Annotated in this window: 22 protein-coding genes and 2 tRNA genes; 18 read left to right on the top strand and 6 right to left on the bottom strand. The window is 42.9% G+C overall.

Translation table 11 applies throughout. The features are described 5' to 3' along the window. Window positions 1-128 precede the first annotated feature (128 nt). From DWW60_RS08670 to DWW60_RS08605, 14 genes are all read left to right on the top strand, one after another. The gene (locus DWW60_RS08670) at window positions 129-611 is read left to right on the top strand and encodes a transcriptional repressor (protein WP_117549327.1); all 483 of its coding nucleotides are present in this window, start codon (window positions 129-131) and stop codon (window positions 609-611) included. Between the two features lie 21 nt (window positions 612-632). Continuing rightward, the gene (locus DWW60_RS08665; RefSeq protein ID WP_117549325.1) at window positions 633-989 is read left to right on the top strand and encodes a heavy-metal-associated domain-containing protein; all 357 of its coding nucleotides are present in this window, start codon (window positions 633-635) and stop codon (window positions 987-989) included. A gap of 99 nt (window positions 990-1,088) precedes the next feature. Next, window positions 1,089-1,160: transfer RNA gene (locus tag DWW60_RS08660), tRNA-Gly, on the top strand. A gap of 98 nt (window positions 1,161-1,258) precedes the next feature. Beyond that, window positions 1,259-1,330 (top strand) — tRNA-Gly (locus DWW60_RS08655). Window positions 1,331-1,504: 174 nt separating this feature from the next. Further along, window positions 1,505-3,640 carry an LTA synthase family protein gene (locus tag DWW60_RS08650; RefSeq protein ID WP_117875063.1) on the top strand — a complete coding sequence of 712 codons (2,136 nt, stop codon included), beginning with the start codon at window positions 1,505-1,507 and terminating at the stop codon, window positions 3,638-3,640. Window positions 3,641-3,791: 151 nt separating this feature from the next. Continuing rightward, window positions 3,792-5,243 (top strand): IMP dehydrogenase, encoded by a 1,452-nt coding sequence (gene guaB / locus DWW60_RS08645; RefSeq protein ID WP_117549321.1) that lies wholly within the window; start codon window positions 3,792-3,794, stop codon window positions 5,241-5,243. A 132-nt stretch (window positions 5,244-5,375) separates the two neighbouring features. Beyond that, entirely contained in the window at window positions 5,376-6,416 is a 1,041-nt protein-coding gene (gene lepB, locus DWW60_RS08640; RefSeq protein WP_117875061.1) for a signal peptidase I, read from the top strand. Window positions 6,417-6,454: 38 nt separating this feature from the next. After that, complete coding sequence (locus tag DWW60_RS08635) at window positions 6,455-7,306, top strand: PHP-associated domain-containing protein (protein ID WP_117549317.1); 852 nt, start codon at window positions 6,455-6,457, stop codon at window positions 7,304-7,306. A gap of 23 nt (window positions 7,307-7,329) precedes the next feature. Then, window positions 7,330-8,751, top strand: coding sequence for a sodium-dependent transporter (locus DWW60_RS08630; protein ID WP_055280491.1), 1,422 nt, complete (start codon window positions 7,330-7,332; stop codon window positions 8,749-8,751). Between the two features lie 119 nt (window positions 8,752-8,870). Continuing rightward, complete coding sequence (locus tag DWW60_RS08625; RefSeq protein WP_117875059.1) at window positions 8,871-9,839, top strand: tRNA dihydrouridine synthase; 969 nt, start codon at window positions 8,871-8,873, stop codon at window positions 9,837-9,839. An 11-nt stretch (window positions 9,840-9,850) separates the two neighbouring features. Next, window positions 9,851-10,213: a YccF domain-containing protein gene (locus DWW60_RS08620; protein ID WP_117875057.1), complete on the top strand. Its 363-nt coding sequence runs from the start codon at window positions 9,851-9,853 to the stop codon at window positions 10,211-10,213. A gap of 561 nt (window positions 10,214-10,774) precedes the next feature. After that, window positions 10,775-12,526: an aspartate--tRNA ligase gene (gene aspS, locus DWW60_RS08615; protein WP_117875055.1), complete on the top strand. Its 1,752-nt coding sequence runs from the start codon at window positions 10,775-10,777 to the stop codon at window positions 12,524-12,526. A 241-nt stretch (window positions 12,527-12,767) separates the two neighbouring features. Further along, window positions 12,768-12,983, top strand: a complete 216-nt coding sequence (locus DWW60_RS08610; protein WP_117549307.1) for a purine biosynthesis protein PurH — start codon at window positions 12,768-12,770, stop codon at window positions 12,981-12,983. A 122-nt stretch (window positions 12,984-13,105) separates the two neighbouring features. Continuing rightward, a complete protein-coding gene (locus tag DWW60_RS08605) occupies window positions 13,106-13,975 on the top strand; it encodes a hypothetical protein (protein ID WP_117875053.1) in 870 nt (289 codons plus the stop codon). Between the two features lie 142 nt (window positions 13,976-14,117). Here the strand turns inward: DWW60_RS08605 and DWW60_RS08600 are convergent, their stop codons facing one another. From DWW60_RS08600 to DWW60_RS08590, 3 genes are read right to left on the bottom strand one after another with little or no spacing between them, the layout of a single operon-like run. After that, entirely contained in the window at window positions 14,118-14,633 is a 516-nt protein-coding gene (locus DWW60_RS08600) for an immunoglobulin-like domain-containing protein (protein WP_022215889.1), read from the bottom strand. A gap of 56 nt (window positions 14,634-14,689) precedes the next feature. Next, window positions 14,690-16,012, bottom strand: a complete 1,323-nt coding sequence (locus DWW60_RS08595; protein WP_117875051.1) for a HAMP domain-containing sensor histidine kinase — start codon at window positions 16,010-16,012, stop codon at window positions 14,690-14,692. Further along, window positions 16,000-16,674 carry a response regulator transcription factor gene (locus DWW60_RS08590; protein ID WP_117875049.1) on the bottom strand — a complete coding sequence of 225 codons (675 nt, stop codon included), beginning with the start codon at window positions 16,672-16,674 and terminating at the stop codon, window positions 16,000-16,002. Before DWW60_RS08590 ends, DWW60_RS08595 begins: the two co-directional genes overlap by 13 nt. Window positions 16,675-16,895: 221 nt before the next feature. Here DWW60_RS08590 and DWW60_RS08585 point away from each other — a divergent pair, with 221 nt between their 5' ends. The 3 genes from DWW60_RS08585 (at window position 16,896) to DWW60_RS08575 (ending at window position 19,225) form a co-directional block, all read left to right on the top strand. After that, window positions 16,896-17,255 (top strand): helix-turn-helix transcriptional regulator, encoded by a 360-nt coding sequence (locus DWW60_RS08585; RefSeq protein WP_022215893.1) that lies wholly within the window; start codon window positions 16,896-16,898, stop codon window positions 17,253-17,255. A gap of 208 nt (window positions 17,256-17,463) precedes the next feature. Next, window positions 17,464-17,835, top strand: coding sequence for a hypothetical protein (locus DWW60_RS08580; RefSeq protein ID WP_117875047.1), 372 nt, complete (start codon window positions 17,464-17,466; stop codon window positions 17,833-17,835). A gap of 13 nt (window positions 17,836-17,848) precedes the next feature. Beyond that, entirely contained in the window at window positions 17,849-19,225 is a 1,377-nt protein-coding gene (locus tag DWW60_RS08575) for an ABC transporter permease (RefSeq protein WP_117875045.1), read from the top strand. Between the two features lie 243 nt (window positions 19,226-19,468). On the opposite strand, the gene typA is transcribed toward DWW60_RS08575, so the two are convergent. The 3 genes from typA to DWW60_RS08560 form a co-directional block, all read right to left on the bottom strand. Further along, complete coding sequence (gene typA, locus DWW60_RS08570; protein ID WP_022215896.1) at window positions 19,469-21,295, bottom strand: translational GTPase TypA; 1,827 nt, start codon at window positions 21,293-21,295, stop codon at window positions 19,469-19,471. 130 nt (window positions 21,296-21,425) lie between these two features. Then, complete coding sequence (gene hslO / locus DWW60_RS08565; RefSeq protein WP_015533929.1) at window positions 21,426-22,310, bottom strand: Hsp33 family molecular chaperone HslO; 885 nt, start codon at window positions 22,308-22,310, stop codon at window positions 21,426-21,428. Between the two features lie 142 nt (window positions 22,311-22,452). After that, entirely contained in the window at window positions 22,453-23,256 is an 804-nt protein-coding gene (locus DWW60_RS08560) for a class I SAM-dependent DNA methyltransferase (RefSeq protein WP_117875043.1), read from the bottom strand. Window positions 23,257-23,447: 191 nt separating this feature from the next. Here DWW60_RS08560 and DWW60_RS08555 point away from each other — a divergent pair, with 191 nt between their 5' ends. Next, window positions 23,448-23,948 (top strand): NUDIX hydrolase, encoded by a 501-nt coding sequence (locus tag DWW60_RS08555; RefSeq protein WP_055273312.1) that lies wholly within the window; start codon window positions 23,448-23,450, stop codon window positions 23,946-23,948. Window positions 23,949-24,007 lie beyond the last annotated feature (59 nt).

Below are 24,007 nucleotides of genomic sequence, written 5' to 3'. Positions count from 1 at the left end.
TAACTTGTACTTGACAAGAGGTCATTACATATCAGATTTTAGCACAAAACGTTATTGACAACTAATTTGAGTTAGGGCATACTAACCTTGATGATAATATTATCAACAATCAGAAGGAGGCGTGTATGATGACTAACGAAAGATTAGAGACGGACAAGAAGAGTATAGATGATACAGGTATCCAGCGTACAGAGATGCAGAAAGAGATCGTTATCAGCAGACTCAGGGAAATGGGATGCAGGATAACCAGACAGAGAATGATACTCCTTGACATAATACTCGGGGAAGAGTGTTCTTCCTGCAAGGAGATTTATTATAAGGCGACCAAGCAGGACAGTCGTATAGGCTCGGCTACAGTGTACAGAATGGTGAATACATTGGAGGATATAGGAGCCATCAACCGTAAAAACATGTATAAGGTTGCCTGTGGTGCCAACTGTGGTATAGAGGATGCCTGTGTCATTGAGCTTGATGATTCATCCAGCATTGAGCTTTCGGCCAAAGAGTGGAACAGGATAATCCGTGCAGGACTTATGGCTGGCGGATATATTGAGAATCAGATGGTGACAGGTGTCAATGTAAAGCCTTGTGGCTGTGGCTCATGTTGTTAATAACGAAGGAGATGATCTACAATGGGTGGAACAATATTGGTAGTGTGCATACTGGTGCTTATAGTAGTGGGTGCAGTTATCAGTTCTACAAAGCACTTTAAAGGAGAAGGAGGCTGCTGTGGCGGCGGTGGTTCCGTCAAGGTCAAGGGTGACAAGATAAAGGATGTTGTCGCCGTGAAGACTATTTACATAGAGGGAATGCACTGCAGCAACTGTTCAGATCGTGTACAGAATGCACTGAACAGTCTGAGCCAGGTGAACGCAAAAGTCGACCTCAAGAAGAAGCAGGCTATCGTTAAGCTCGGAAGAGAAGTATCTGATGATGAGCTTAAGAGCTGTGTAGAGAAGTGTGGATACTCAGTAACCGGTATAGGATAAAGGCTTGAATAAAAAATTGTAAAAAATTTTCAAAAAATTGTTGGCAATTCGAATAAGATGTGGTATTATCCATATTGTTGTTGAAAACACAACAGATAAGCGCGAGTGGCTCAGCGGTGGAGCATCTCCTTGCCAAGGAGAGGGTCGCGGGTTCGATTCCCGTCTCGCGCTCTGGATAATTTCCATGTTGCTAAAATTTTAAAAAAGTTGTTGACAGTTTGCTGGCGGTGTGATATTATCCATATTGTTGTTGGTAGCACAGCAGATAAGCGCGAGTGGCTCAGCGGTGGAGCATCTCCTTGCCAAGGAGAGGGTCGCGGGTTCGATTCCCGTCTCGCGCTCTTTTATATTAATTCACACTCAGGATTCAATCCTGATTTTTTTTTGCCCTCAGAAGCGATTGGTAATAAAATTTAAACATTTTTACTATTGAATAAATGACATGTAGTGATATAATCAATCACAATCGTTGAATATCAGAAAAAGTATAATTTTTACGAGGTAATGATTAAATTATGAAAGAGAGACTTAAGAATTTTCATCATTCAGCAGTTTTTATCTGTCTGGTTCTTGCAATTGTTCTGGACGTTGTTCTGGAAGCTCTTGGAAGACATTCGCTGTTTAAGGCGATATCGTATGTGTGGAATCAGCCGCTCATATTTCTGTATAACTGTTCGATCATTTTCTTTACGCTGACACTTTCGCTGCTCATGAGAAAGAGAATATTCGGATACTGCGTTATATCGTTTGCATGGCTGATACTTGGAATCACGAACTGCATAGTTCTGGGATTCAGAATAACGCCATTTTCAGCTATCGATATGCTTATGGCGAGGAATACGATAACTATCATAGACAAATATTTTAATGTATGGCAGATCGTGCTCATAGCTGCGCTTCTGTTCGTTGCGCTGGCAGCCATCATAGTTCTGTTCATAAAATCGCCGACGGTTACGGGCAATATATATAGAACGAGAACGACTGTGTTTATAGTTGCGACATTCTTCTGTGTAATGCTCTTCACCAAGATCGCGCTCAATGCACAGACTATATCAGATAATTTTGCAAACCTTGCAACGGCATACAACAATTATGGATTTGTATACTGTTTCTCAAACAGTGTGGTCGATGTAGGTATAGGACAGCCGAGTGATTACAGCGAGGATAAGATGCTTGAGATAAAGGATGATCTGGACAGTGTTGGCACAACGGATTCAAAGCTTGGCAAGGACAAGCCAAACGTTATATTTGTACAGCTTGAGTCATTCATGGATCCGTCATATGTAAAATGCCTCACGTTCAATGAGAATCCTATTCCGAATTTCACAAAGCTGAAGGAGGAATGTACATCAGGATTCCTGACGATGCCGGCGATCGGTGCAGGTACAGCCAACTCGGAATTTGAGGTGCTCACGGGATTTAACGTGGCATATTTCGGTGCAGGTGAGTATCCATATAAGACCATACTTGGCAAGCAGACCATAGAGAGCATGGCGACACAGTTGAAGCTTGATGGTTATTCAACACATGCCATGCACAATCACGATGGTACATTCTATGACAGATACAAGGTGTATAAAAACATGGGATTTGATACATTTACCCCGATGGAGTATATGTACAATCTGGAGCATACTCAGAAGAACTGGGAGAAGGACAATGTCCTTACCGGTGAGATCATGAAGACGCTGTACTCTACCACTGGACGGGATTTCATATTCACCGTCAGCGTACAGGGACATGGAAGATACCCATCAGAGCTGGACGAGGAGAATTACAGTTACCCTATAAAGGTTGCCGGAACAGGTGATGAGAGTCTTGATACACAGTGGACATATTACTGTAACCAGCTCCATGAGATGGACGATTTCATTGGCAAGCTTATAGACAGACTTACGGCGTACGATGAGCCGGTCGTTCTCGTTATGTATGGAGACCATCTCCCTGGATTTGAGATCACAGAGGACGATATAACCAACGGAGACCTTTACCAGACAGAGTATTTTGTCTGGAGCAATATGAAGAACTTCCCGGTTGAGGATGAGGATATAGAGGCATATCAGCTCAGCACAAAGGTGTTTGATATGCTGGGATTTGAGAAGAGCTATGTGCAGAAGTTCCAGTCAAAGTACAAGCCGGGCGATGCAAACTATGATGATGATCTCGAGAACATTGAGTATGATATGCTTTATGGACAGAGATACATGTATCCTGATGGATGGCCATATGAGCCGACGAATATGAAATACGGCATAAGCAAGATCAGGATCTCGGAGATCAAAAAGGGCGTGTATGTGCCACCGGTTGATGAAGAAGCGGATTTCACGGCAAATGATGGTTCCGGGGACGGTGAGAGTGCTGAGGAGCCACAGCCTATGAATGGATATTATATCCACGGAAGCAACTTCAATGAATGTACATTTGTGTGGATAGATGATGCCTTTTTGAAGGAGACTATCTATATAGACAGAGATACGCTGTTTCTTCCATATGAGGACTCGTTTGAGGCGGGCAAGGAGATATCCGTGGCGCAGGTCGGAGACGACAGTATAGATTTCGGAGTGGAAGACACTTATGTATATAAGGGAGATCCTGAAGATCCGGAGGACACAGAGACAAATGTGACCACGGAGACGGAAGAACTGCCTTGACAAGAACTATATAATTTGTTAGCATGTTTAAAAAGTTACATCACCCAACGCGATAAGTGTTGGGTGATGTGTTTTCTCTATTAAGGCTAATTGACGTACATAATGAGCACAATGCTCTTATTAAATATTTTACAGAAAGAGAGAGAAGAAAATGGGTAAGATTATTGGCGAAGGAATTACATTTGATGACGTTTTATTGGTACCTGCTTATTCTGAGGTATTACCAAATGACGTTGACCTTACAACACAGCTGACACAGAAGATTAAGTTGAACATTCCTCTTATGAGTGCCGGTATGGACACAGTTACAGAGCACAGAATGGCTATTGCCATGGCTCGTCAGGGTGGTATCGGAGTTATCCACAAGAACATGTCCATAGAGAAGCAGGCAGAGGAAGTTGACAAGGTAAAGCGTTCAGAGAACGGTGTAATATCAGATCCATTTTACTTATCTCCAGAGCATACACTGGCAGATGCTGACGAGCTTATGAGCAAGTTCAGAATCTCAGGTGTACCTATCACAGAGGATGGCAAGCTTGTTGGAATCATAACCAACCGTGACCTGAAGTTTGAGAAGGACTACACCAAGAAGATCAAGGAGTCAATGACATCTGAGGGTCTTGTTACAGCAAAGGAGGGAATCACACTTGACGAGGCTAGAGAGATCCTTGGAAAGGCTCGTAAGGAGAAGCTTCCTATCGTTGATGACGATTTCCACCTGAAGGGACTCATCACGATCAAGGATATTGAGAAGCAGATCAAGTACCCATATTCAGCACATGACGCACAGGGCAGACTTCTCTGTGCAGCAGCAGTAGGATGTACAGCCAACATCCTCGACAGAGTTGCAGAGCTCGTATCAGCAAAGGTTGATGCGATAGTTATAGATACAGCACATGGACATTCAGCCAACGTTCTGAGAACCTTCAAGATGGTTAAGGAGAAGTATCCTGACCTTCAGGTTATTGCCGGTAACGTTGCAACAAGATCAGGCGCACAGGCTATGATCGACATGGGTGTAGATGCAGTCAAGATCGGTATCGGACCTGGTTCTATCTGTACAACAAGAGTTGTTGCAGGTATCGGTGTACCACAGATCACAGCTATCATGCAGGCATATGATGCAGCTATGAATGCCGGAATCCCTGTTATCGCAGATGGCGGTATCAAGTATTCAGGAGATATCACAAAGGCTCTGGCAGCAGGTGCCAACGTATGTATGATGGGAAGCCTGTTCGCAGGTACAGATGAGGCTCCTGGTGATTTCGAGCTTTATCAGGGACGTAAGTACAAGGTATACAGAGGTATGGGATCTATAGCAGCCATGGAGAATGGTTCTAAGGACAGATACTTCCAGGAGAACGCAAGAAAGCTTGTCCCAGAGGGCGTTGAGGGCCGTGTGGCATACAAGGGATCACTTGAGGATACAGTATTCCAGCTCATCGGTGGACTTCGTTCAGGTATGGGTTACTGCGGAGCAAAGAACATTGCAGAGCTTCATGAGAAGGCAGAGTTCGTCAAGATTTCAGCAGCTTCACTCAAGGAGAGCCATCCACATGATATCCATATCACAAAGGAAGCTCCTAACTACAGTGTAGAGTAATAGAAATTTGCATAGATGATATCAGATAAGAGGATGCATATCTGTCAGATATGCATCCTTTTTTCTTGACACCGTTCTGTTATGTGAGATAATGGAGAATAGGTGTCTTAGAAAAGAGGTGTTTGGATATTTATGAAGGTAAACAATCCAGGTAAAAAAGATCTTGACCAGCTTGTGATGCTTGAGCAGGAGACATTTCCTGAGGCTGAGGCAGCAAGCCGGGAGTCTATAGAGCGAAGACTGAAGGCACACAGAGAAACCTTCTGGGTGCTCAAGAAGGACGGACGAATAATAGCAGGTATAAATGGCATTACTACTAATGAGAAGGATTTGAGCGATGCCATGTATACGGGCGAGGACTTCTACGACAAGAAGGGTCGCTGGCTTATGATATTCGGCGTGTCAACTCTGCCGGACTATCAGCACAATGGATATGCGGCGAAGATAATGCATGAGGTTCTTCAGGAGACGGTCAAATGTAAACTCGACGGAGTCGTCCTCACATGTAAAGAGAACATGATCCCATTCTACGAACAATTTGGTTTTGTGGATGAGGGCGTGAGTGAATCTGAGCATGGCGGTGTCGTCTGGCATCAGATGAGGATAAGGCGCAGAGATATAAAACGTGATTATAAGCAGGATGTGATTGATTGTATAGTGATAGTAGTTGTGGCCGCCGTACTGGCATTTCTGCTGGGACGATTTGTGATATTAAACTGTAATGTACCTACTGGTTCCATGCTTGAGACAATACAGCTTGGAGACAATATAATAGGAAGCAGGCTTACATATAAGTTCTCTGATCCTGAGCGTGGCGATATAGCCATATTCAAGTGGCCGGACGATGAGTCCCAGATATATATCAAGAGAATCATAGGACTGCCGGGTGAGACCGTGGAGATCATAGATGGTAAGGTATATATAAATGGAAGTGATACTCCGCTCAAGGAGGATTATCTGAGTGATGAGGCAAGGACTGACGTAAGATCGTTTGGACCGTATCAGGTTCCTGAGGACTGTTACTTTATGCTGGGAGACAACAGACCAAACTCAGCGGATGCCAGACTTTGGGAGAATACCTATGTGAAGCGTGACAAGATACTTGCCAAAGCAGAATTTGTGTATTTCCCATTTTCACAGATAACATGGCTTGGAAACGGAGCAGAGTATTAGATTGTATGTCATGATGGATAATCAGAGGAGATGGTCACATGAACAGAGTAAGATTTGACATGCATTGTCATACGGCTGAGGGATCACCCGATGCCAAAGTAAAGATTCTTGATTATATTGATCTGTTAAAGCAGCGTGGTTTTCACGGAATGCTGGTCACAGACCATGATTCATATTCCGGATACAAAGCGTACTTAAGGCAGAAAGATAAGGTGAAGGATTTCACTGTGCTCAGAGGTATCGAGTATGATACGTTTGACTATGGACATTTCCTCATCGTACTGCCATCAGATACACCTGAGGAGGTGTACGACCTGTTTGAACACAGGGGCATGGCGCTTATCAGGGTGATATGGCTTGTGCACGAGTGCGGCGGTATACTTGGCCCAGCTCATCCATTTGGCGAGAAGTTCATGAGCTTTGGCAGCACGAGAAGGCTTGGCATGATAGAGCACAGACTATATGCACAGCATTTTGACTTCATAGAGGGATATAATTGCTGTGAATCAGCCAAGAGGAATAAGATGGCCAGAAGGCTTGCGTCATACTATGATATACCTGTTTTGGGTGGAAGCGATGCCCATAAGGAGAACTGTGTCGGACTTGCAGGTACATATCTTCCGGATTATATACATTCGGAGGATGATCTGATAAATTATATAAATGACGGCAATCATCCCGAGGTTGGCGGAAAGAGATACCCGAAGACCTTGAAGGACAAGATAGGACCTGCCGGCAAATTCCTGACGTATGGATTTTATTTATACAATATATATGGCGCATTCCGAAATTATCCTGCGAGATGTCGCGCATACTTTGCGGCATCGGCAAAACTGAAGGCAAAAATGAAAAGTAACTGTTCAGACAGGGGACTGGATAGCAAAAAATAAAAGCAAAAACAGAAAGGGCGATTATGAATAAGAAGGAAAGAAGTAATTTTACGGGGACGCTGGGCTTTGTTATGGCAGCAGCGGGAAGTGCGGTAGGACTTGGTAATATATGGAGGTTCCCATATCTTGCGGCAAAGGACAACGGTGGTGTGTTTATACTTGTGTATATAATACTTGCGCTTACATTTGGATTCACACTGCTCACAACAGATATTGCAATAGGAAGAAAGACTCGGCAGGGACCGCTCACAGCTTATGGTCTTATACATAAGAAGTGGAAATGGCTTGGCGGTCTGGCGTGGATCGTACCGGTCATAATCCTTCCATATTACTGTACTATCGGAGGATGGGTTCTGAAGTATATGACAGCATATTTTACAGGTCAGACAGAGGCTGCCACTGGTGACGGTTATTTCACCGGTTTTATAACAGCCCAGACTGCGCCTATAGTATTTGCACTTATATTCCTTACGGCCACAGGCGTTGTCGTATTCTGTGGTGTTGAAAAGGGAATAGAGAAGTTTAGCAAGGTGCTCATGCCGATATTGGTAATTCTTATAATTGGAATTTCGATCTATTCACTGACGATCAAGCATACCGGTGATGATGGTACGATCAGAACAGGAATTGATGGGCTGAAGGTATATTTGATTCCTGATTTTAAGGGAATGACATTCAGGGATATATTCATGGTTGTAATGGATGCCATGGGACAGCTCTTCTTCTCGATAAGTGTCGCTATGGGTATCATGGTTGCGTATGGCTCATATGTTAAGAAGGATGTTAACCTTATGAAGTCGATCAATCAGATAGAGATATTTGACACAGCAGTGGCTTTCCTTGCTGGTCTGATGATAGTCCCTGCGGTGTATGTGTTCTCTGGAACGGAAGGCATGTCAGCGGGCCCTGGACTTATGTTCATATCTCTGCCAAAGGTATTCAATGCCATGGGTAAGGTCGGAACAGTCATCGGAGCCCTGTTCTTCATCATGGTTACATTTGCGGCGATCACATCCTCAGTATCGGTCATGGAAGCGATAGTGTCAGGACTTATGGATAAGTTCCATCTCACGAGAAAGAAGAGTGCGGTCATAACAACTGTATATGCGGTTGTCGGAATGTTGGTCGTATGTTTCGGTTACAACATATGGTACTTTGAGCTCAAGCTTCCAAATGGAGCTACAGCCCAGATCCTCGATGTGATGGATTACCTGAGTAACAACATCTTCATGCCGCTTGTGGCTATCCTGTCATGTATACTTATCGGCTGGGTAGTGAAGCCTAAGACGGTTATAGACGAGGTTACAAGAAATGGCGAGAAGTTTGGAAGAAAGAAGCTCTATATTGTCATGGTAAAGTTTGTGGCACCAATACTGCTTGCATTGCTGCTTCTCCAGTCATTTGGAATTGACTTTGTACAGTTTGTTACAAATCTGTTCAAATAGAACAATATAGTTTATAATGTAGAGGCATTTGTCATGTGAGTGATGAATGTCTCTATATTTTTTGGCGTATGGGATGTCGTTGCAGGATATTTATACCGAGTTTAATGGGAGAATGATGGATGAACAACAGGGATGGTTTGATATATCTTGCCCCGATGGAGGGGATAACAGGATACATATACAGGAATGCACACCACAAATATTTTGGCGGCGTTGACAAATACTTTATGCCGTTCATTGCCCCGGCGAAAGGACGGCCTCTCAGAAACAGAGAGTTAAGGGATGTGCTGCCGGAAAACAATCAGGGGATAAATGTGGTGCCGCAGCTTCTGACCAACAGCGGTGAGGGATTTGTGAAGGCGGCAAAGTTTTTAAAGAAACTTGGATATGATGAAGTGAACATCAACCTTGGTTGTCCATCAAAGACTGTAGTAACGAAGTATAAAGGTTCAGGTCTGCTGTATGATACAGAGAGACTTGACAATTTCTTGTATGAAGTGTTTGACGCTGGTGTGATGGATGTGTCTATAAAGACCAGAATAGGAAGAGACAGTTCTGCGGAGTTTGAGGATATAATAGATATATATAAGAAGTATCCTGTAAGTGAACTTATAATACATCCGCGTGTACAGACGGACTTCTATAAGAATACGCCAAACATGGAAGTGTTTGCCGAAGGTGTGGCTGCGTATGGAAGAACAGATACAGTGTGCTACAATGGAGATATAAACAGTGTGGCGGATTACGAGAGGTTCATCGGTAATTACCCTGATATAATGAAGGTTATGATAGGCAGGGGAATGATCGCTGACCCTTGTCTTGCAGAGCGGATAAAGAGCACTGCCACTGGCAGAACATATGACTGGAACAGATTCTTCACATTCCACGATGAACTTTATAGGAATTACTGTGAGTCGGATGTGGGAAGGGGCAACACGATGTTCAAGATGAAGGAGCTGTGGGCTTACTGGTCGAGACTGTTCGTTGATATGGAAGGAGCTGAGAGGGCTCTTAAGAAGATCCGGAAGACGAGAGATAATGGTGAGTATGAGGCGGCAGTCAGGGTGCTGGCTGCACTGTGCAGATAGGAGATGATATCGTGGGATGTCTTGGAAATTGTATATGGTTTTTATGTGGCGGAATATTGAGCGGAATTTCATGGGTGGCAAGCGGGGTGCTATGCTGTATAACGATAATAGGAATTCCACTGGGGATGCAGTGCTTTAAATTTGCAGGACTTGCATTCTTCCCATTTGGAAAAGAGATCGTGTATGGAGGCGGGGCTGGCTCGCTGATAGCGAATATCGTATGGCTGCTCTGCTGCGGCATACCTATGGCGATAGAGAACGCCTGTCTGGGACTGCTGTTTTGCATAACGATAGTCGGAATCCCATTTGGACTTCAGTTCTTTAAGATAGCAAAGCTTGCGCTCATGCCGTTCGGTGCTGAGGTTGTGGGATGATGGTGGAAATATACATAAATATAGTTGACAGAACTCGAATTACTAGAATATAATAATGTGACGTCAGATATGTGCTGACGCCATATATAAGGCAATGACGAAGAGAAGTAGCATAGATTATCGCCCACAGAGAGTCGGTGGTGGTGGGAGTCCGGCGGAGTGAATATATGTGAATAACACTTTACCAGCTGCAAGCTGAAAGATATAGCCCATAGCGGGATACGTGTTTTATGTCGAGTAGGGGAGCCGTAGCTGCACGATACGCAGAGAGGTCATGAGCAAGGTGACTGAGAGGGACTGGGACGCGATGCTTTGAATATACGAAGATCGTGTAACGGTAAATCAGGTGGTACCGCGGACATGAAAGCAGACAAGTAACCGACAGGTAGTTTGAGAGAGCTTATGTTCGTCCTGAATATTTGCATATATATATGTGCATCTGATTCAGGATGAACATAAGCTTTTTCTATTTGCAAGAGAAATAACAGCCAGTGCGTAATCCTGAAAAAGCCAAAGTGGACATAAAGCCACAGGCAAATAGTAAAGAAAAGGAGAGAACAGATGACAATCGAGAACATTTATCGTAACAGAACAATGAACGAGATCACTGAGGGCGATGTGGGACAGACACTTAAGGTTGCCGGATGGGTAGAGAATATCCGTGACCATGGTGGAGTATCATTTATCGATCTTCGTGATATGTATGGCGTGCTCCAGGTAGTAATGAGAGACACATCACTTCTTGACGGAATAACAAAGGAGGACTGTGTATCGATCGAGGGTATCGTTGAGCACAGAGATGAGGAGACATACAACCCTAAGATCCCTACAGGTACTATCGAGCTTGAGGCGAAGACTGTAGAGATACTCGGTAAGGTATACAAGCAGATTCCATTTGAGATCCAGACATCCAAGGAGACACGTGAGGATGTGAGACTCAAGTACAGATATCTTGACCTCAGAAACAAGAAGGTTAAGGACAACATGATCTTCAGAAGCCAGGTCATCAGCTACCTTCGTCAGAAGATGACTGAGATGGGATTCCTTGAGATCCAGACACCTATCCTCTGCGCATCATCACCTGAGGGCGCAAGAGATTACATCGTGCCATCAAGAAAGTTCAAGGGCAAGTTCTATGCACTTCCACAGGCACCACAGCAGTACAAGCAGCTTCTCATGGTATCAGGATTTGACAAATACTTCCAGATAGCTCCTTGTTTCAGAGATGAGGATGCGAGAGCAGACCGTTCACCAGGAGAGTTCTACCAGCTCGACTTTGAGATGAGTTTTGCAACACAGGAGGACGTATTCAAGATTGGAGAGGAAGTCCTCTCAGCAACATTTGAGAAGTTTGCACCTGAGGGCGCAGTTGTTACACAGGCTCCATATCCGATCATCAGCTACAAGCAGGCTATGCTTGAGTTTGGTACGGATAAGCCTGACCTCAGAAACCCACTTAGAATAATAGATCTTACAGATTTCTTCCAGAGATGTACATTCAAGCCATTCCACGGCAAGACGGTACGTGCCATCAATGTACACAAGAAGCTTTCAAAGGGACAGCATGAGAAGATGCTCAAGTTTGCACAGAGCATCGGCATGGGCGGCCTTGGATATCTGGAGATACTTGAGGATATGTCATACAAGGGACCTATCGACAAGTTCATTCCTGATGATATGAAGGGTGAGATCGCAGAGCTTGCAGGCCTTCAGCCTGGAGATACTATTTTCTTCATCGCAGACGTGGAGGAGCTTGCAGCGTCATTTGCAGGACAGATCAGAGTTGAGCTTGGTAACAGACTTGATCTCAACGAGAAGAACGCATTCCGTTTCTGCTATATAAATGACTTCCCAATGTACGAGTACGACAAGGAGAGCAAGAAGATCATCTTCACTCACAATCCGTTCTCAATGCCACAGGGCGGACTTGAGGCGTTAAATGAGAAGGATCCACTTGATATCCTGGCTTACCAGTACGACATCGTCTGCAACGGTATCGAGCTTTCATCAGGCGCTGTAAGAAACCACGACATGAAGATCATGGTCAAGGCATTTGAGATTGCAGGATACACAGAGGATGATCTGAAGGAGAAGTTCGGAGCACTCTACAATGCATTCCAGTTCGGAGCACCACCTCATGCAGGTATGGCTCCTGGTGTGGACAGAATGATCATGCTTCTCAGAAACGAGGAGAATATCAGAGAGGTCATCCCATTCCCAATGAATGGAAATGCACAGGATCTTATGTGCGGAGCACCTGGCGAGGTTACAGAGCAGCAGCTCCGTGAGGTTCACATTAAGGTCAGACAGTAAAAAGGCCGGACGGCACTGACATTTTAGAAATAACGCAAAACATATGTACAAGCACATTCAGCTACCCTCACTTCAGCTGGCTTACATCTGCATGATGTTACAGCCGCGATAAGGGCGCTGCGGCTTTCACATCAGCAGGTAAGCGCTGAAGATCGGTCGCTTTCATTACCGCTTGTACATATTGTTTTGCGTGTATATTGTCTAATAATGTCGGTGCCAATTTTATTATTAGGAGGTTTTTATGGCGGGATATCTTATCAAGGATACGACCAGGCAGGAGCGGGAGCAGATAGTTGCCGATTCTCTGGGAAATATAGATGCTTACTGTGATGGCTGTATGTGTGGTATCACAGAGATGTACCAGGATTATATTGACGGGAAGAAAGAGCTTCGTGAGATAAATATGGAGTTCAATGCGAGATATGTCCGGGATGAGAATATGGATGGACGGAAGTAAGCATATGGTGACAACTTTAATAATATTTATGTGGCAGAGCTGGAAAAGCCATGTTAATATGGACATACAGTTAGTTGGTTTACATTACATCAATAAATAAGAATTAAAAAAGGGAAATTTATATGGGGATACGAAAAGGAATATTTATAGGTGCTGCGATGCTCTCCATTATGGCGTGTACGGCCTGTGGAAATTCAGGTGGAAATGTTTCAGAAACAAATAGTGCGGAGACCTCGACCGGTGTGGAGAGCGGAATAATAGAGCAGCCACAGGTCATGTATGATGGACACATCTATTATTACAATGCAACCGGAAGAGATGAGAAATTGCCGGAAGGATACGAGATCGCGGGAACGATAAAAAGGGTCGACAGCAAAGACTATCCTGCAGAGAATTTTGCGGCAGCAGGCGTGGATCTTGAAGCTGGACAGGAAATATATATCAGCACAACTGAGAAGAATGTCATTTATCTGAAATATGACAGCGGATATGCGAGGTTTGAGAGAAGACCGGAGGAAGCTACGGAGAAAGCGCAGGATGAGACGAAGTCTGCAGAGAAAGAGAACGAGATAGAGGGGAATAGTGAGATGACAGCTTATATGGATGCTTCTATGGAAGAGGATTATGGGGAAGATGGAGAATTCGACTTTGACAGTATATTTGGGATAGATCAGCTTGACCTGAACTACGAGGCACATGTTGCAGGATTTGACGGAGAGAGCTTTTTGTATAGTGTGCATATTGATGGCGGTGTCACAGATGAGAAGGTAGATGAGATCCAGCAGGTGATGGCGGATTATTCTTCGCAAAATGGTGATGAAGAAAACTATATGGGGTATATTGATATATATAATGGTGAAGACCAGATAATGATATATCTTGACCTTGGCGGTGTATCAGAAGAAAATAGCAACATGGCGGTAACGGGTATACTGAACGCACTTAACAGTGTCTCAGGTATAAAGAGTGTTATCATAAACGAAGGGATGTAGAAAAAAGAAAACATGTGTGAAAAGTCCATGATGTTTATTCTGAAATCACAAAGTAATTTTTGGCTATCTTTTCAAAAGTTCTGAGTCGAACTTTCTACTTCATAAGCGCTTTTTTATTTAATGCTTATGAAGTAGAGAATTTTTACCTTATCGTAAATTCGCAAGATAAATTATATGTATCGTAATCCCAATCTCTTTCACTTTCAAAGAACGCAAATTGTTTAATCAAACGATAGTGTCCAGCAGGCAATTCTCCATAAAAACTTTTAACATCAATTTCTAATGTTAATCGTTCGTTAGGCTTAATAAAACAATCCTTTTCATTGCTCTTTGAGGGGTCATCAAGCTGTTTAAGTTGATACCAAGTGCCGGATTGTTCAGCTTCTATTTCAAAATAATTTGGTGAATATCGGTATTCTTTATCAGAAGTATTTTCTATTAGAAATGAAAGGTGCTTCAAATCTAAATCCTTTTCTGTACTCATTGAAATCTTCAAATCACCCAAAGTGTCAAGTGCTTCTTCACTTCCATAAGGAGAAACCTCATATTCTTCGGAATAATCTTGTACTACATGGTTATCACTGTCCTTTGCTTGACTGCACCCAACAATACACACCAATAACGATAAGTTTAGAAACATACATATTATTTTTTTCATTTGTCCTTATCTCCTTTCTTTTAAATTTATAATAGCAATAAAATGTCTATTTTCAATCAACTTTCATTGCAATTTATTTTTACTGTAACACATGCTCCCCCTGCTTCATTATTAGCAATTTGGATATTTCCGCCATGTCTTTCACTTAAAATCTTACTAATATTCAGCCCTAATCCCAAATGTTCAGTAGATATATCTTTCGATGATTTATAAAATGGTAATGTCGCTTTTTCAATATCAATATTTTTAAACCCGCAACCATCATCTGAAACAGATATAACTAAATTATTATTCTCTATTACTGCGCTAATAGCAATATCACTTTTTGCGTATCTAATACTATTAGAGAGTAAATTTTCATAAATCTGCATGACTGTATTTAAATTGATAAACAAGGTTATATTATCACCGCTTGTAGTAATTGAAAAATGTTTGTCATAACAAAGTGCTTCTGCTGTGTTATTAAAATTATCAATAAGTGCATGAAATGTAATCTGTTGCCGTGGAATATCAATATCCTCTAACCTATATAAGTTCGTCATAGCATTTACATATTTTTCAAGACGTGAAACATTTTTTGACATTACTGATATTTCATCTAATATTTCTTCTTGTGATACTAAGCCTTTGGGAATAAAGGAAAGCAGCATAGTAGCATGACCCTTTAGTAAAGTCAAAGGAGTGCGTAAGTCATGTGAAAAAGCAGCGTTTAGACGGCGCTGTTCAGCAAATTGTCGAAACATAGTTTCATTATTTTTCGCCAAACAGTCTTTCATTTTTTCAAAGGCATGACAGAGTTTTCCCATTTCATCATTTAATGGATATGATAACGTAAAATCTAAGTCATTTGCTTCAATTTTATGATACGCATTAGTTAATAGCTTAATAGGTTTCGATATTTTTTTTTTATAAAAAAATGTTACACAACATATCATATTAATAGATAATACGATAGGAATAATTGCAACATTTAATGAACCTAAAACACTGTCAATAAGCCTATCCCGGTTTGTAAAATTAGGTGAAACTTCGATATATGAAACATGGTTCGGATAGACATATTCGTGTACTGGGCGTTCTTTTTGATAATCAACATTGAACTTGCATATCTCGTTTCCTTTCGTATCAAATATTGTGTATTTTGTTTGGTCATTACTATAAGCGGCGGTAAATGAACCATTTTCCGGTATATCATACCTTGTTGACATATTTTCATACTTATAGTTCAAATTTATTCTGTATTTGTCAACCATTGAAATTAAAAGTATACAAATAATTATTCCAATCAACAACGAAAACAAAGCATAAAGAACAAAGGACATCCTAATACTCATGCTATTTAACCGATTGAACCATCTGCTTCTCTTTAATTTTTCCATTTATATCCGCACCCCCAAACAGTTTCAATGTAAGGTCTATCGCCTAAAGATAAAAATTTTGCCCTAATACGTCTGATATGTTCTGTAACAACTGTATTATCACCAATGCCGTCTAATCCCCAAACTTTTTCATAAATAGTTTCCCGGTCAAAAACAATTCCTTTGTTTTGTGAAAGGAAAGATATTATATCAAATTCCTTTTTGGTAAAAGCCATATCCTTATTATGATAAAACACAATACGTGAGGAATAATCTATAACCATATCTTCATCAAATTGCACCTTTGAAGATGTATTGTGTCTTTTTTCTCTGCGAAGATGTGCTGCAATGCGAGCTTCTAATTCATCAACAGAAAATGGTTTTATTACATAGTCGTCTGCGCCAATAGAAAATCCTTTTATTTTATCACTATCTTCAATGCGTGCTGTTAAAAAAATTATAGGGCATGAAACATAATCCCGTATTCTTTCACAAACAGTAAATCCATCAATATCTGGCATATTAACGTCTAACAAAATAATGTCAGGTTTTTTTTCTACTTCTTTTAATGCAGCATTTCCTGCTGTTGCAGTATATACCGTATATTCAAGTTTGCTGAAATAGCAATACAGCATTGATACAATTTCTTTTTCATCGTCTACAATTAAAATACTCTGCGCCATAAATATGCCTCCATTGTGAATATCTGATTTAAGATTATCAAACAAAAATCTATTTCTAATCAATTTCTTTAATTTTCGATGTCATTAGATATTATATATGGCAATATGAGTTGTAGCAACCTTACTCTGCATGTTTTATGCTCTATTGCCATCAATACTATGATATGTGTAATCATATCTCAAAGAAAAGAGGAACAGTAAAATGTAATAGGGTGAAAAATATGAAGCAGGATAAAGTGAAGTATGATTTTAAGGCTTTCGGGCAAGCCATTAAAGCAGCAAGAAAAGCAAAGGGAATATCACGCAATCAGTTAGCCGACACACTGAATATTGCGCCCAGGTATATCGCGTCCATTGAAAACAGCGGGCAGCACCCAAGTTTACAGATTTTATATGAGCTTGTAACCCTGCTTGACGTATCAGTAGACCAGTTCTTTTTCCCGGAACGGGAACAAGAGAAGTCCACACGCCGCCGTCAGCTCGATACCATGCTTGACACAATGAGCGAAACAGACTTAAAAATCATGTCTGCTACTGCAAAAGGCATAGAGGAAGCCAACAATGACAGGACGGGGGAATAAAGTTCCCTCGTTTTTGTCTGCATAAAGTGAATGAAGCGCCGCAGAATTGCGGCGTTTTTCTTTTGCGCTTTTTGGCATACTGGGAGTTCCGTTGTAGTGATAAGTGAGGAAAAAACTTTCTTAGCAAGCATAGGAAAAGAGTACCCTTTTCCGTATTTTCGCCCTCCCGTCCTGCGGTGCGTCGGTTGAAAATTGCTTGTTGGGAAGTATGGAGGAGATTGAGACGTATATAGGCAATATAGAGTCTGGAAAGAGCGGAAGCATAGATATCCTCACGAATGCCGTGGCGACGACTGCTGCGAGCGGTGATATGTCAAAGGTGATAGTTACATATGAGGACAAAGAGGGGAATGAGACGACGATTGAGGGGAATTTCAAGGCGACTGTGGAATCTCCGGTGTATGACAATGTAGAGAAGATAAAGGACAGCACAAAAAGCAGTGGTAAAAAGGTGTTATATGGTGTAATTGCTGTGGTTATAGTGATAGCTCTGTTATGTATATGTGCAATAAGAAAGCACAGGAGAAAAAGGAGATTCTTGATGAATTTTAGATTCCGGTCACGGGGAGAGAGTTTATAAGGAGATAGATTGTATGGGGTGGATATGGCATTTGTGTCTTATGAATATGAAGAGAAGAAAGATCAGAACATTTCTCACCGTTCTCGGCGTGATGATAGGTGTTATATCGGTTGTAGCACTTCTGGCTGTGGGAATCGGAGTCAAGAACGAGATGATAGATTCTGCGGTTGCAAGTGGAAGTGTCAACCAGATAACGATATACAGTGAGACCGGAAGTAAGCATAAGGATCGAATGATAACGGACAGAACGATATCTACATTGACAGATCTTGCAAATGTGGATGGTTGTTATCCTCTGTATGAGGTTCCTGTGAGTATGAAGTATGGGGAGTATGAATACTTTGGCAATCTTGTGGGTGTGCCGGGAAATGAGCTTGATGGCTGGAGTCTGGCCTATGGGGAAAACAGCAATTCTTCACATGGGACACCTGAACTGATCTCGGGCAGCAGTGTGGGCAAAATGTTCTTCAATCAAAAGATATTTGACAGTTACGAGAAGAGAGAGAATAAGAGTATTGCGTCCCTTGTCGGAAAGAGATTTGACACGACCGTCGGATGGAGCGGTGAAAGTGACAGGATATTCAAACTGAAGCTCGCCGGGGTTTTATCTGATGGAGATACGGATAACAGCTCTGACAATGCTTCTGCTGACACTTCTTATGACAGCGCAGTTCAGGATGAAGAGTCTGACGAATCGCTGGACATCCCTGACAGCTACAGCGAGAAGTCTCAGACGATATACTGTGATATGGATTCACTGAAAAGCCTGCTCAGAAAGGTCAGCGCCGATGGCAAGCTGTACGGTCAGCCGGTGGATGGCAATGGCAACAGCTACCGTGAATTTGTCTACACATCAGCGGTGGTGATCGTAGATGATATAAATAACGTTGATGCGATGGTAAAAAAGCTTCAGGACATGGGGTATCAGACAGAGAATTCCAAGGAATATCTGGACACGATACAGAAGTACCTCAAGATGATACAGCTTCTTCTCGGCGGAATCGGAATGATAGCACTTATTGTGGCTGTCATAGGAATAAGCAACACCATGACGACCTCTGTATTCGACCGGGTAAACGAGATCGGTATATTGAAGGTCCTCGGCTGCGACATAGACGAGCTCAGACTTCTGTTCCTCATGGAGGCCGCAGTGATAGGACTTGTCGGAGGCGTCCTCGGAGTATTATCCTCCTACGGAGTGAGAATAGTGGTGAATAAAGCCGACGTCTCCATGTTCAACCTTGCAAAAGGAACCCAGATAGCCATGATCCCATGGTGGCTTGCACTGGCCGGAGTCCTCGGCTCCGTGATCCTCGGAGTGGTAGCAGGCTATTTCCCAGCAAGATGGGCCTCAAAATTAAGACCAATAGACGCCGTGACAAGGAGGTAAAAGGTCACAAAATTATCGCAAACATAAAGGAAAAGCCAGAAAGATACAAAAAACAGAAAAGTTGTATCATTCAGAGGAAAATAAGCAAAAAAGATACAGTTTTACGCACAAAAAAAGCAGAGACAACTCACACAAAACACAAAGAATGTGTGAACTGTCTCTGCTTTTGTTGTATATCCCGTGATGGATCCACATCCTTACAGGGTACGGGCTTCACTATCTCAAAGGACTTTTCGTCCGTCCTTATTTCCTGTTGGCTCTGTAACGGAGAGTATGGTCAAGAATCTTCTTACGGATTCTGAATGACTTTGGTGTGATCTCCAGAAGCTCATCAGTGTCGATGAAGTCAAGAGCCTGCTCAAGACTCATCACCTTTGGAGGTGAAAGCTTGAGAGCATCATCTGATCCTGAAGAACGTGTGTTGGTAAGCTGCTTCTTCTTGCAGACATTGACCTCCATGTCTTCAGCACGAGGATTCTCACCTACAACCATACCGGCGTAAACCTGCTCACCAGGTCCGATGAACAGTGTTCCACGCTCCTGTGCGTTGAAAAGACCATATGTGATCGAAGTACCTGACTCGAATGCGATGAGTGATCCCTTTGAACGGTAGCTCATGTCACCCTTGTATGGAAGATACTCGTCAAATGTTGTGTTGATGATACCTGTACCCTTGGTAGCTGTCATGAAGTCACCACGGAATCCGATAAGTCCACGGGATGGAACAGAGAACTCAAGTCTTGTGGTTCCATTTCCTGTAGGAGCCATTCCCTGAAGCTCACCCTTTCTCTGGTTCAGCATGTTGATGATAGTACCTGCAAATTCGTCAGGAACATCTATATAAGCGATCTCAAATGGCTCAAGCTTATGTCCGAGCTCATCTTCCTTGTAGATAACCTCAGCCTTACTTACTGCAAATTCATAACCTTCACGTCTCATGTTCTCGATGAGGACTGACAGGTGAAGCTCACCACGGCCTGAAACCTTGAAAGCCTCAGTTGTGTCAGTCTCCTCAACTCGGAGGCTGACATCTGTGTTCAGCTCTCTGAAAAGTCTCTCGCGGAGATGTCTTGATGTTACGAACTTACCTTCCTTGCCTGCGAGAGGAGAGTCATTTACCATGAATGTCATGGCGATGGTTGGTTCAGAAATCTTCTGGAAAGGAATTGGGTCAGGATTCTCAGGGGAGCAGAGAGTATCACCTATCTGTACATCTGCGATGCCTGAAACAGCAACGATAGAACCTATCTGTGCTTCCTTAACCTCTATCTTGTTAAGACCCTCATACTCGAAAAGCTTTCCGATACGAACCCTCTCGAGCTTGTCCGGGTCATGCTCATTTACTATGACAAGATCCTCATTTACCTTGAGGACACCATTGTCGACCTTGCCGACACCGATACGTCCAACGTACTCGTTGTAGTCGATTGTGCTGACAAGCATCTGTACACCTGCCTCAGGATCGCCTGTAGGAGCAGGAATGTAATCAATTATAGTGTCGAACAGAGGCTTCATGTCTGTGCCTGGCTCGGATGAGTCAAGTGTTGCATAACCGGACTTGGCAGAAGCAAATACAAATGGGCAGTCAAGCTGATCCTCATTTGCATCGAGCTCGATGAGGAGCTCAAGAACTTCGTCAACTACCTCGTCAGGACGTGCCTCAGGACGATCACATTTATTTACACATACGATAACTGCAAGATTAAGCTCAAGGGCCTTCTTCAGAACGAACTTGGTCTGTGGCATAGGACCCTCAAATGCATCAACAACGAGGATTACTCCGTTTACCATCTTAAGAACTCGCTCAACCTCACCGCCGAAGTCTGCATGACCCGGAGTATCAATGATGTTGATTTTGGTGCTTCCATATGTTACGGCAGTATTCTTGGAGAGGATAGTGATTCCTCTTTCACGCTCGATATCGTTGGAATCCATGACACGCTCAGCGACCTCCTGATTGTCACGGAACACACCGCTCTGCTTTAAGAGCTCGTCTACAAGTGTTGTTTTACCGTGGTCAACGTGGGCGATGATAGCCACATTTCTGATATCATCTCTTGTTATCTTCATAATTTTCACTCTTTCTTTCAAATTTAGTCTACTTTACAACGGTTAACATTCTAGCATAGTGAAAAAACCAATGCAATAATTATAATGTACAAAAATGTTGTAAAAATGAGGGCAAATGGCGGAAAAATGATTATTTTGCAGCCGCTTTGAGCAGCATCTCTTTGAGTTCGTCAGGTGAGAACTTGTAATGAGAGTTGCAGAACTGGCAGTTGACCTCTATAGGCTCACCCTCTTCAAGAAGACTTGCGATCTCTTTTTTGCCAAGGCTGAGTACCGCATTGTAGTATCTCTCCTTGCTGCAGTTGCAGTGCCACTCGGTAGGCAACTCATCGGTCACTACAACGTCATATCCTTCAAATACATCCTTGATGATGTCAAGAGGAGTCTTGCCCGCATCGAGGAGACTGGTGATAGAAGAGAACTCGTTAAGTCTCTTCTCAAGAACGTCTATGAGCTCGTCCGATGCAAATGGCATGAGCTGGATGATGAATCCGCCCGCCTGCTTTACTGTGTTATCTTTTTCCATGAGGACGCCGAGAGCAACTGATGTAGGGATCTGCTCTGATGTTGCAAAATAATATGTCAGATCCTCGGCAATCTCACCGGATACGAGCTGTGTCTGGCCGACATAAGGCTCCTTGAGACCGATATCCTTGATAACTGAAAGCACGCCGAGATCAAGTGCCTTGGCAACATCCAGCTTACCCTTGTCATTTGCGTGAAGGATAACGTTTGGATTGTTGACATATCCCTTGACTCTTGAATGTGCGTCTGCAGTTACGGTAAGTCCTCCGATCGGTCCGTTGCACTGGATCTGAAGTGTGAGTACGTCGGACTCGTTCTTGCACTGTGCTCCCATAAGTGCTCCTGCTGTGAGCAGTCTTCCAAGTGCGGCTGTAGCCACAGGGCTTGTGTTGTGGATAGACCTTGCGGTTTCCACGATATCTCTTGTTGTACCGGCGAAGAATCTTACCTGATTGTTCGCTGCCATACCTCTTATTATATGATCGCTCATGTTGTATACCTCGCTATTCTATGTTGATTAGTTTTGTTACATTTTGAAATCTGTCCGGTTATCTCTATATATAATCGCATTATAATAATGATATATTGGACAATCTTCACCATTTTATATTATGAATGATGATAAGACAAGCCTATTCATAGTGTTTGTTATCCTGTCGTGTCTCCCTCGCAACCACGTACACCCGCTCACTTGAATCTGTGGCGGGCTCAAATGTAAATGCATCGTACATGGCGACAAGTTCCATACCTGAATCAGCAACGCATTTCCTCATGTCATCAAGGGTCAGGCCTCGCTGATAATGGAATTCCTGATACTTCCTGTAAAGAGGACACTCATCATCCGGTTCAATGCCTGATTCTGGGTATTCTGGGAGAAACAGGCTGAGAGCCAGCTCATTTATATCGGTTTCCGTATCGTAGTAGTTATCCCAGATAAAGCTCACGTCGTCCCTGTCCTCGGCTATGGTGCTGTCGGCAACCACATCCTTGAAATAGTGGCGGGTCTTGAAGTCGCAGATAAATATACCCTGAGATTCGAGATAGTTATTTGCCAGCCTGAATACGTGGGTTATGTCGGCAAGCTCCGTAAGATAGTTGATGCTGTCGCACACGCACACGATGGCATTCACCGTGCCGAAGAGCTCAAACTCCCTCATGTCCTGCATGAGATATAAGATGGATTCATGTCCTGTATCCAGCTTTTTCTCATTTGCCACCTCAAGCATCTCATATGAATTGTCGATACCGATCATGTCGTATCCGGCATCCGCAAGCCTTTCCGTTATCTCTCCGGTGCCACATCCAAGCTCACATATGAGCCCTTCGTCCACTCCGTATTTTCTCAAAACTTCTATTATATATGTGCACCAGTCATCATATGGAATGTTGTCCATCAGTTCATCATAGACACTGGCAAATACCTCATAAGCGTTCATGCTTCCTCCTTCAGCCTGCGCTGGTCAAATCTCTTGATAACAGTTTGAATTGTACCACAGCTTAAGTTTTATAGTAAACTGCAATAAATAATTATGCATAAAATTCGAATGATTGTTGAAGAAACTTAAAATAGCATTTATTATGTTACTGGGCAGAACAAATATAAAAATCAGAAAGAGGACAAGCAGAGATGGAATACTGGGATATTTACGATGTGAACAAGCAGCCTACAGGACGCACTATGAAGAGAAATGACTGGAATATGCAGCCGGGGGATTATCACCTCACAGTGCTCGGTGTGCTCCAGAACAGAGAGGGAAAGTATCTAATTACCAAGCGTGTCATGACAAAGGCGTGGGCAGCAGGCTGGTGGGAGGTATCCGGCGGCGGAGTGCAGGCAGGAGAGTCATCCATAGAGGCTGTCAGACGAGAGGTGATAGAAGAGACAGGCATAGACGTAAGTGATTTCGATGGAGGCTTGCAGTTTACATATAGGAGAGATAACCCGGATGAGAAGGACAACTACTTTGTGGATGTCTATAAGTTTACTGGAGATTTTTCGGAAATAGATATCAGGCCTCAGGAGGCGGAGACCGATGGTTTTAAACTGGCAACGCTGGATGAGATAAAAGAATATGCAGAGCAGGGAATCTTCCTTCATTATGACAGTATCAAGAAAGTGTTTGAATAAGCCGGGCTGCTTATACCAAAAAACAGTTTGAAAAACACAGCATATATGCTAATATAGTT

It is taken from the genome of Coprococcus sp. AF16-22 (assembly GCF_003461545.1).
Taxonomy (GTDB): Bacteria; Bacillota; Clostridia; order Lachnospirales; family Lachnospiraceae; genus Coprococcus; species Coprococcus aceti.
This window is presented reverse-complemented; position numbering and strand designations above follow the sequence as displayed.

Coding starts and splice junctions, on each gene's coding strand:
- DWW60_RS08625 (WP_117875059.1), top strand. CDS start 8,871: ATGAACAACAGGGATGGTTTGATATATCTTGCCCCGATGGAGGGGATA.
- guaB (WP_117549321.1), top strand. CDS start 3,792: ATGGGTAAGATTATTGGCGAAGGAATTACATTTGATGACGTTTTATTG.
- DWW60_RS08665 (WP_117549325.1), top strand. CDS start 633: ATGGGTGGAACAATATTGGTAGTGTGCATACTGGTGCTTATAGTAGTG.
- DWW60_RS08670 (WP_117549327.1), top strand. CDS start 129: ATGACTAACGAAAGATTAGAGACGGACAAGAAGAGTATAGATGATACA.
- lepB (WP_117875061.1), top strand. CDS start 5,376: ATGAAGGTAAACAATCCAGGTAAAAAAGATCTTGACCAGCTTGTGATG.
- DWW60_RS08650 (WP_117875063.1), top strand. CDS start 1,505: ATGAAAGAGAGACTTAAGAATTTTCATCATTCAGCAGTTTTTATCTGT.
- DWW60_RS08635 (WP_117549317.1), top strand. CDS start 6,455: ATGAACAGAGTAAGATTTGACATGCATTGTCATACGGCTGAGGGATCA.
- DWW60_RS08600 (WP_022215889.1), bottom strand. CDS start 14,633: ATGAAAAAAATAATATGTATGTTTCTAAACTTATCGTTATTGGTGTGT.
- DWW60_RS08590 (WP_117875049.1), bottom strand. CDS start 16,674: ATGGCGCAGAGTATTTTAATTGTAGACGATGAAAAAGAAATTGTATCA.
- aspS (WP_117875055.1), top strand. CDS start 10,775: ATGACAATCGAGAACATTTATCGTAACAGAACAATGAACGAGATCACT.
- DWW60_RS08610 (WP_117549307.1), top strand. CDS start 12,768: ATGGCGGGATATCTTATCAAGGATACGACCAGGCAGGAGCGGGAGCAG.
- typA (WP_022215896.1), bottom strand. CDS start 21,295: ATGAAGATAACAAGAGATGATATCAGAAATGTGGCTATCATCGCCCAC.
- DWW60_RS08605 (WP_117875053.1), top strand. CDS start 13,106: ATGGGGATACGAAAAGGAATATTTATAGGTGCTGCGATGCTCTCCATT.
- DWW60_RS08580 (WP_117875047.1), top strand. CDS start 17,464: ATGGAGGAGATTGAGACGTATATAGGCAATATAGAGTCTGGAAAGAGC.
- DWW60_RS08575 (WP_117875045.1), top strand. CDS start 17,849: ATGGGGTGGATATGGCATTTGTGTCTTATGAATATGAAGAGAAGAAAG.
- DWW60_RS08555 (WP_055273312.1), top strand. CDS start 23,448: ATGGAATACTGGGATATTTACGATGTGAACAAGCAGCCTACAGGACGC.
- DWW60_RS08630 (WP_055280491.1), top strand. CDS start 7,330: ATGAATAAGAAGGAAAGAAGTAATTTTACGGGGACGCTGGGCTTTGTT.
- hslO (WP_015533929.1), bottom strand. CDS start 22,310: ATGAGCGATCATATAATAAGAGGTATGGCAGCGAACAATCAGGTAAGA.
- DWW60_RS08595 (WP_117875051.1), bottom strand. CDS start 16,012: ATGGAAAAATTAAAGAGAAGCAGATGGTTCAATCGGTTAAATAGCATG.
- DWW60_RS08585 (WP_022215893.1), top strand. CDS start 16,896: ATGAAGCAGGATAAAGTGAAGTATGATTTTAAGGCTTTCGGGCAAGCC.
- DWW60_RS08560 (WP_117875043.1), bottom strand. CDS start 23,256: ATGAACGCTTATGAGGTATTTGCCAGTGTCTATGATGAACTGATGGAC.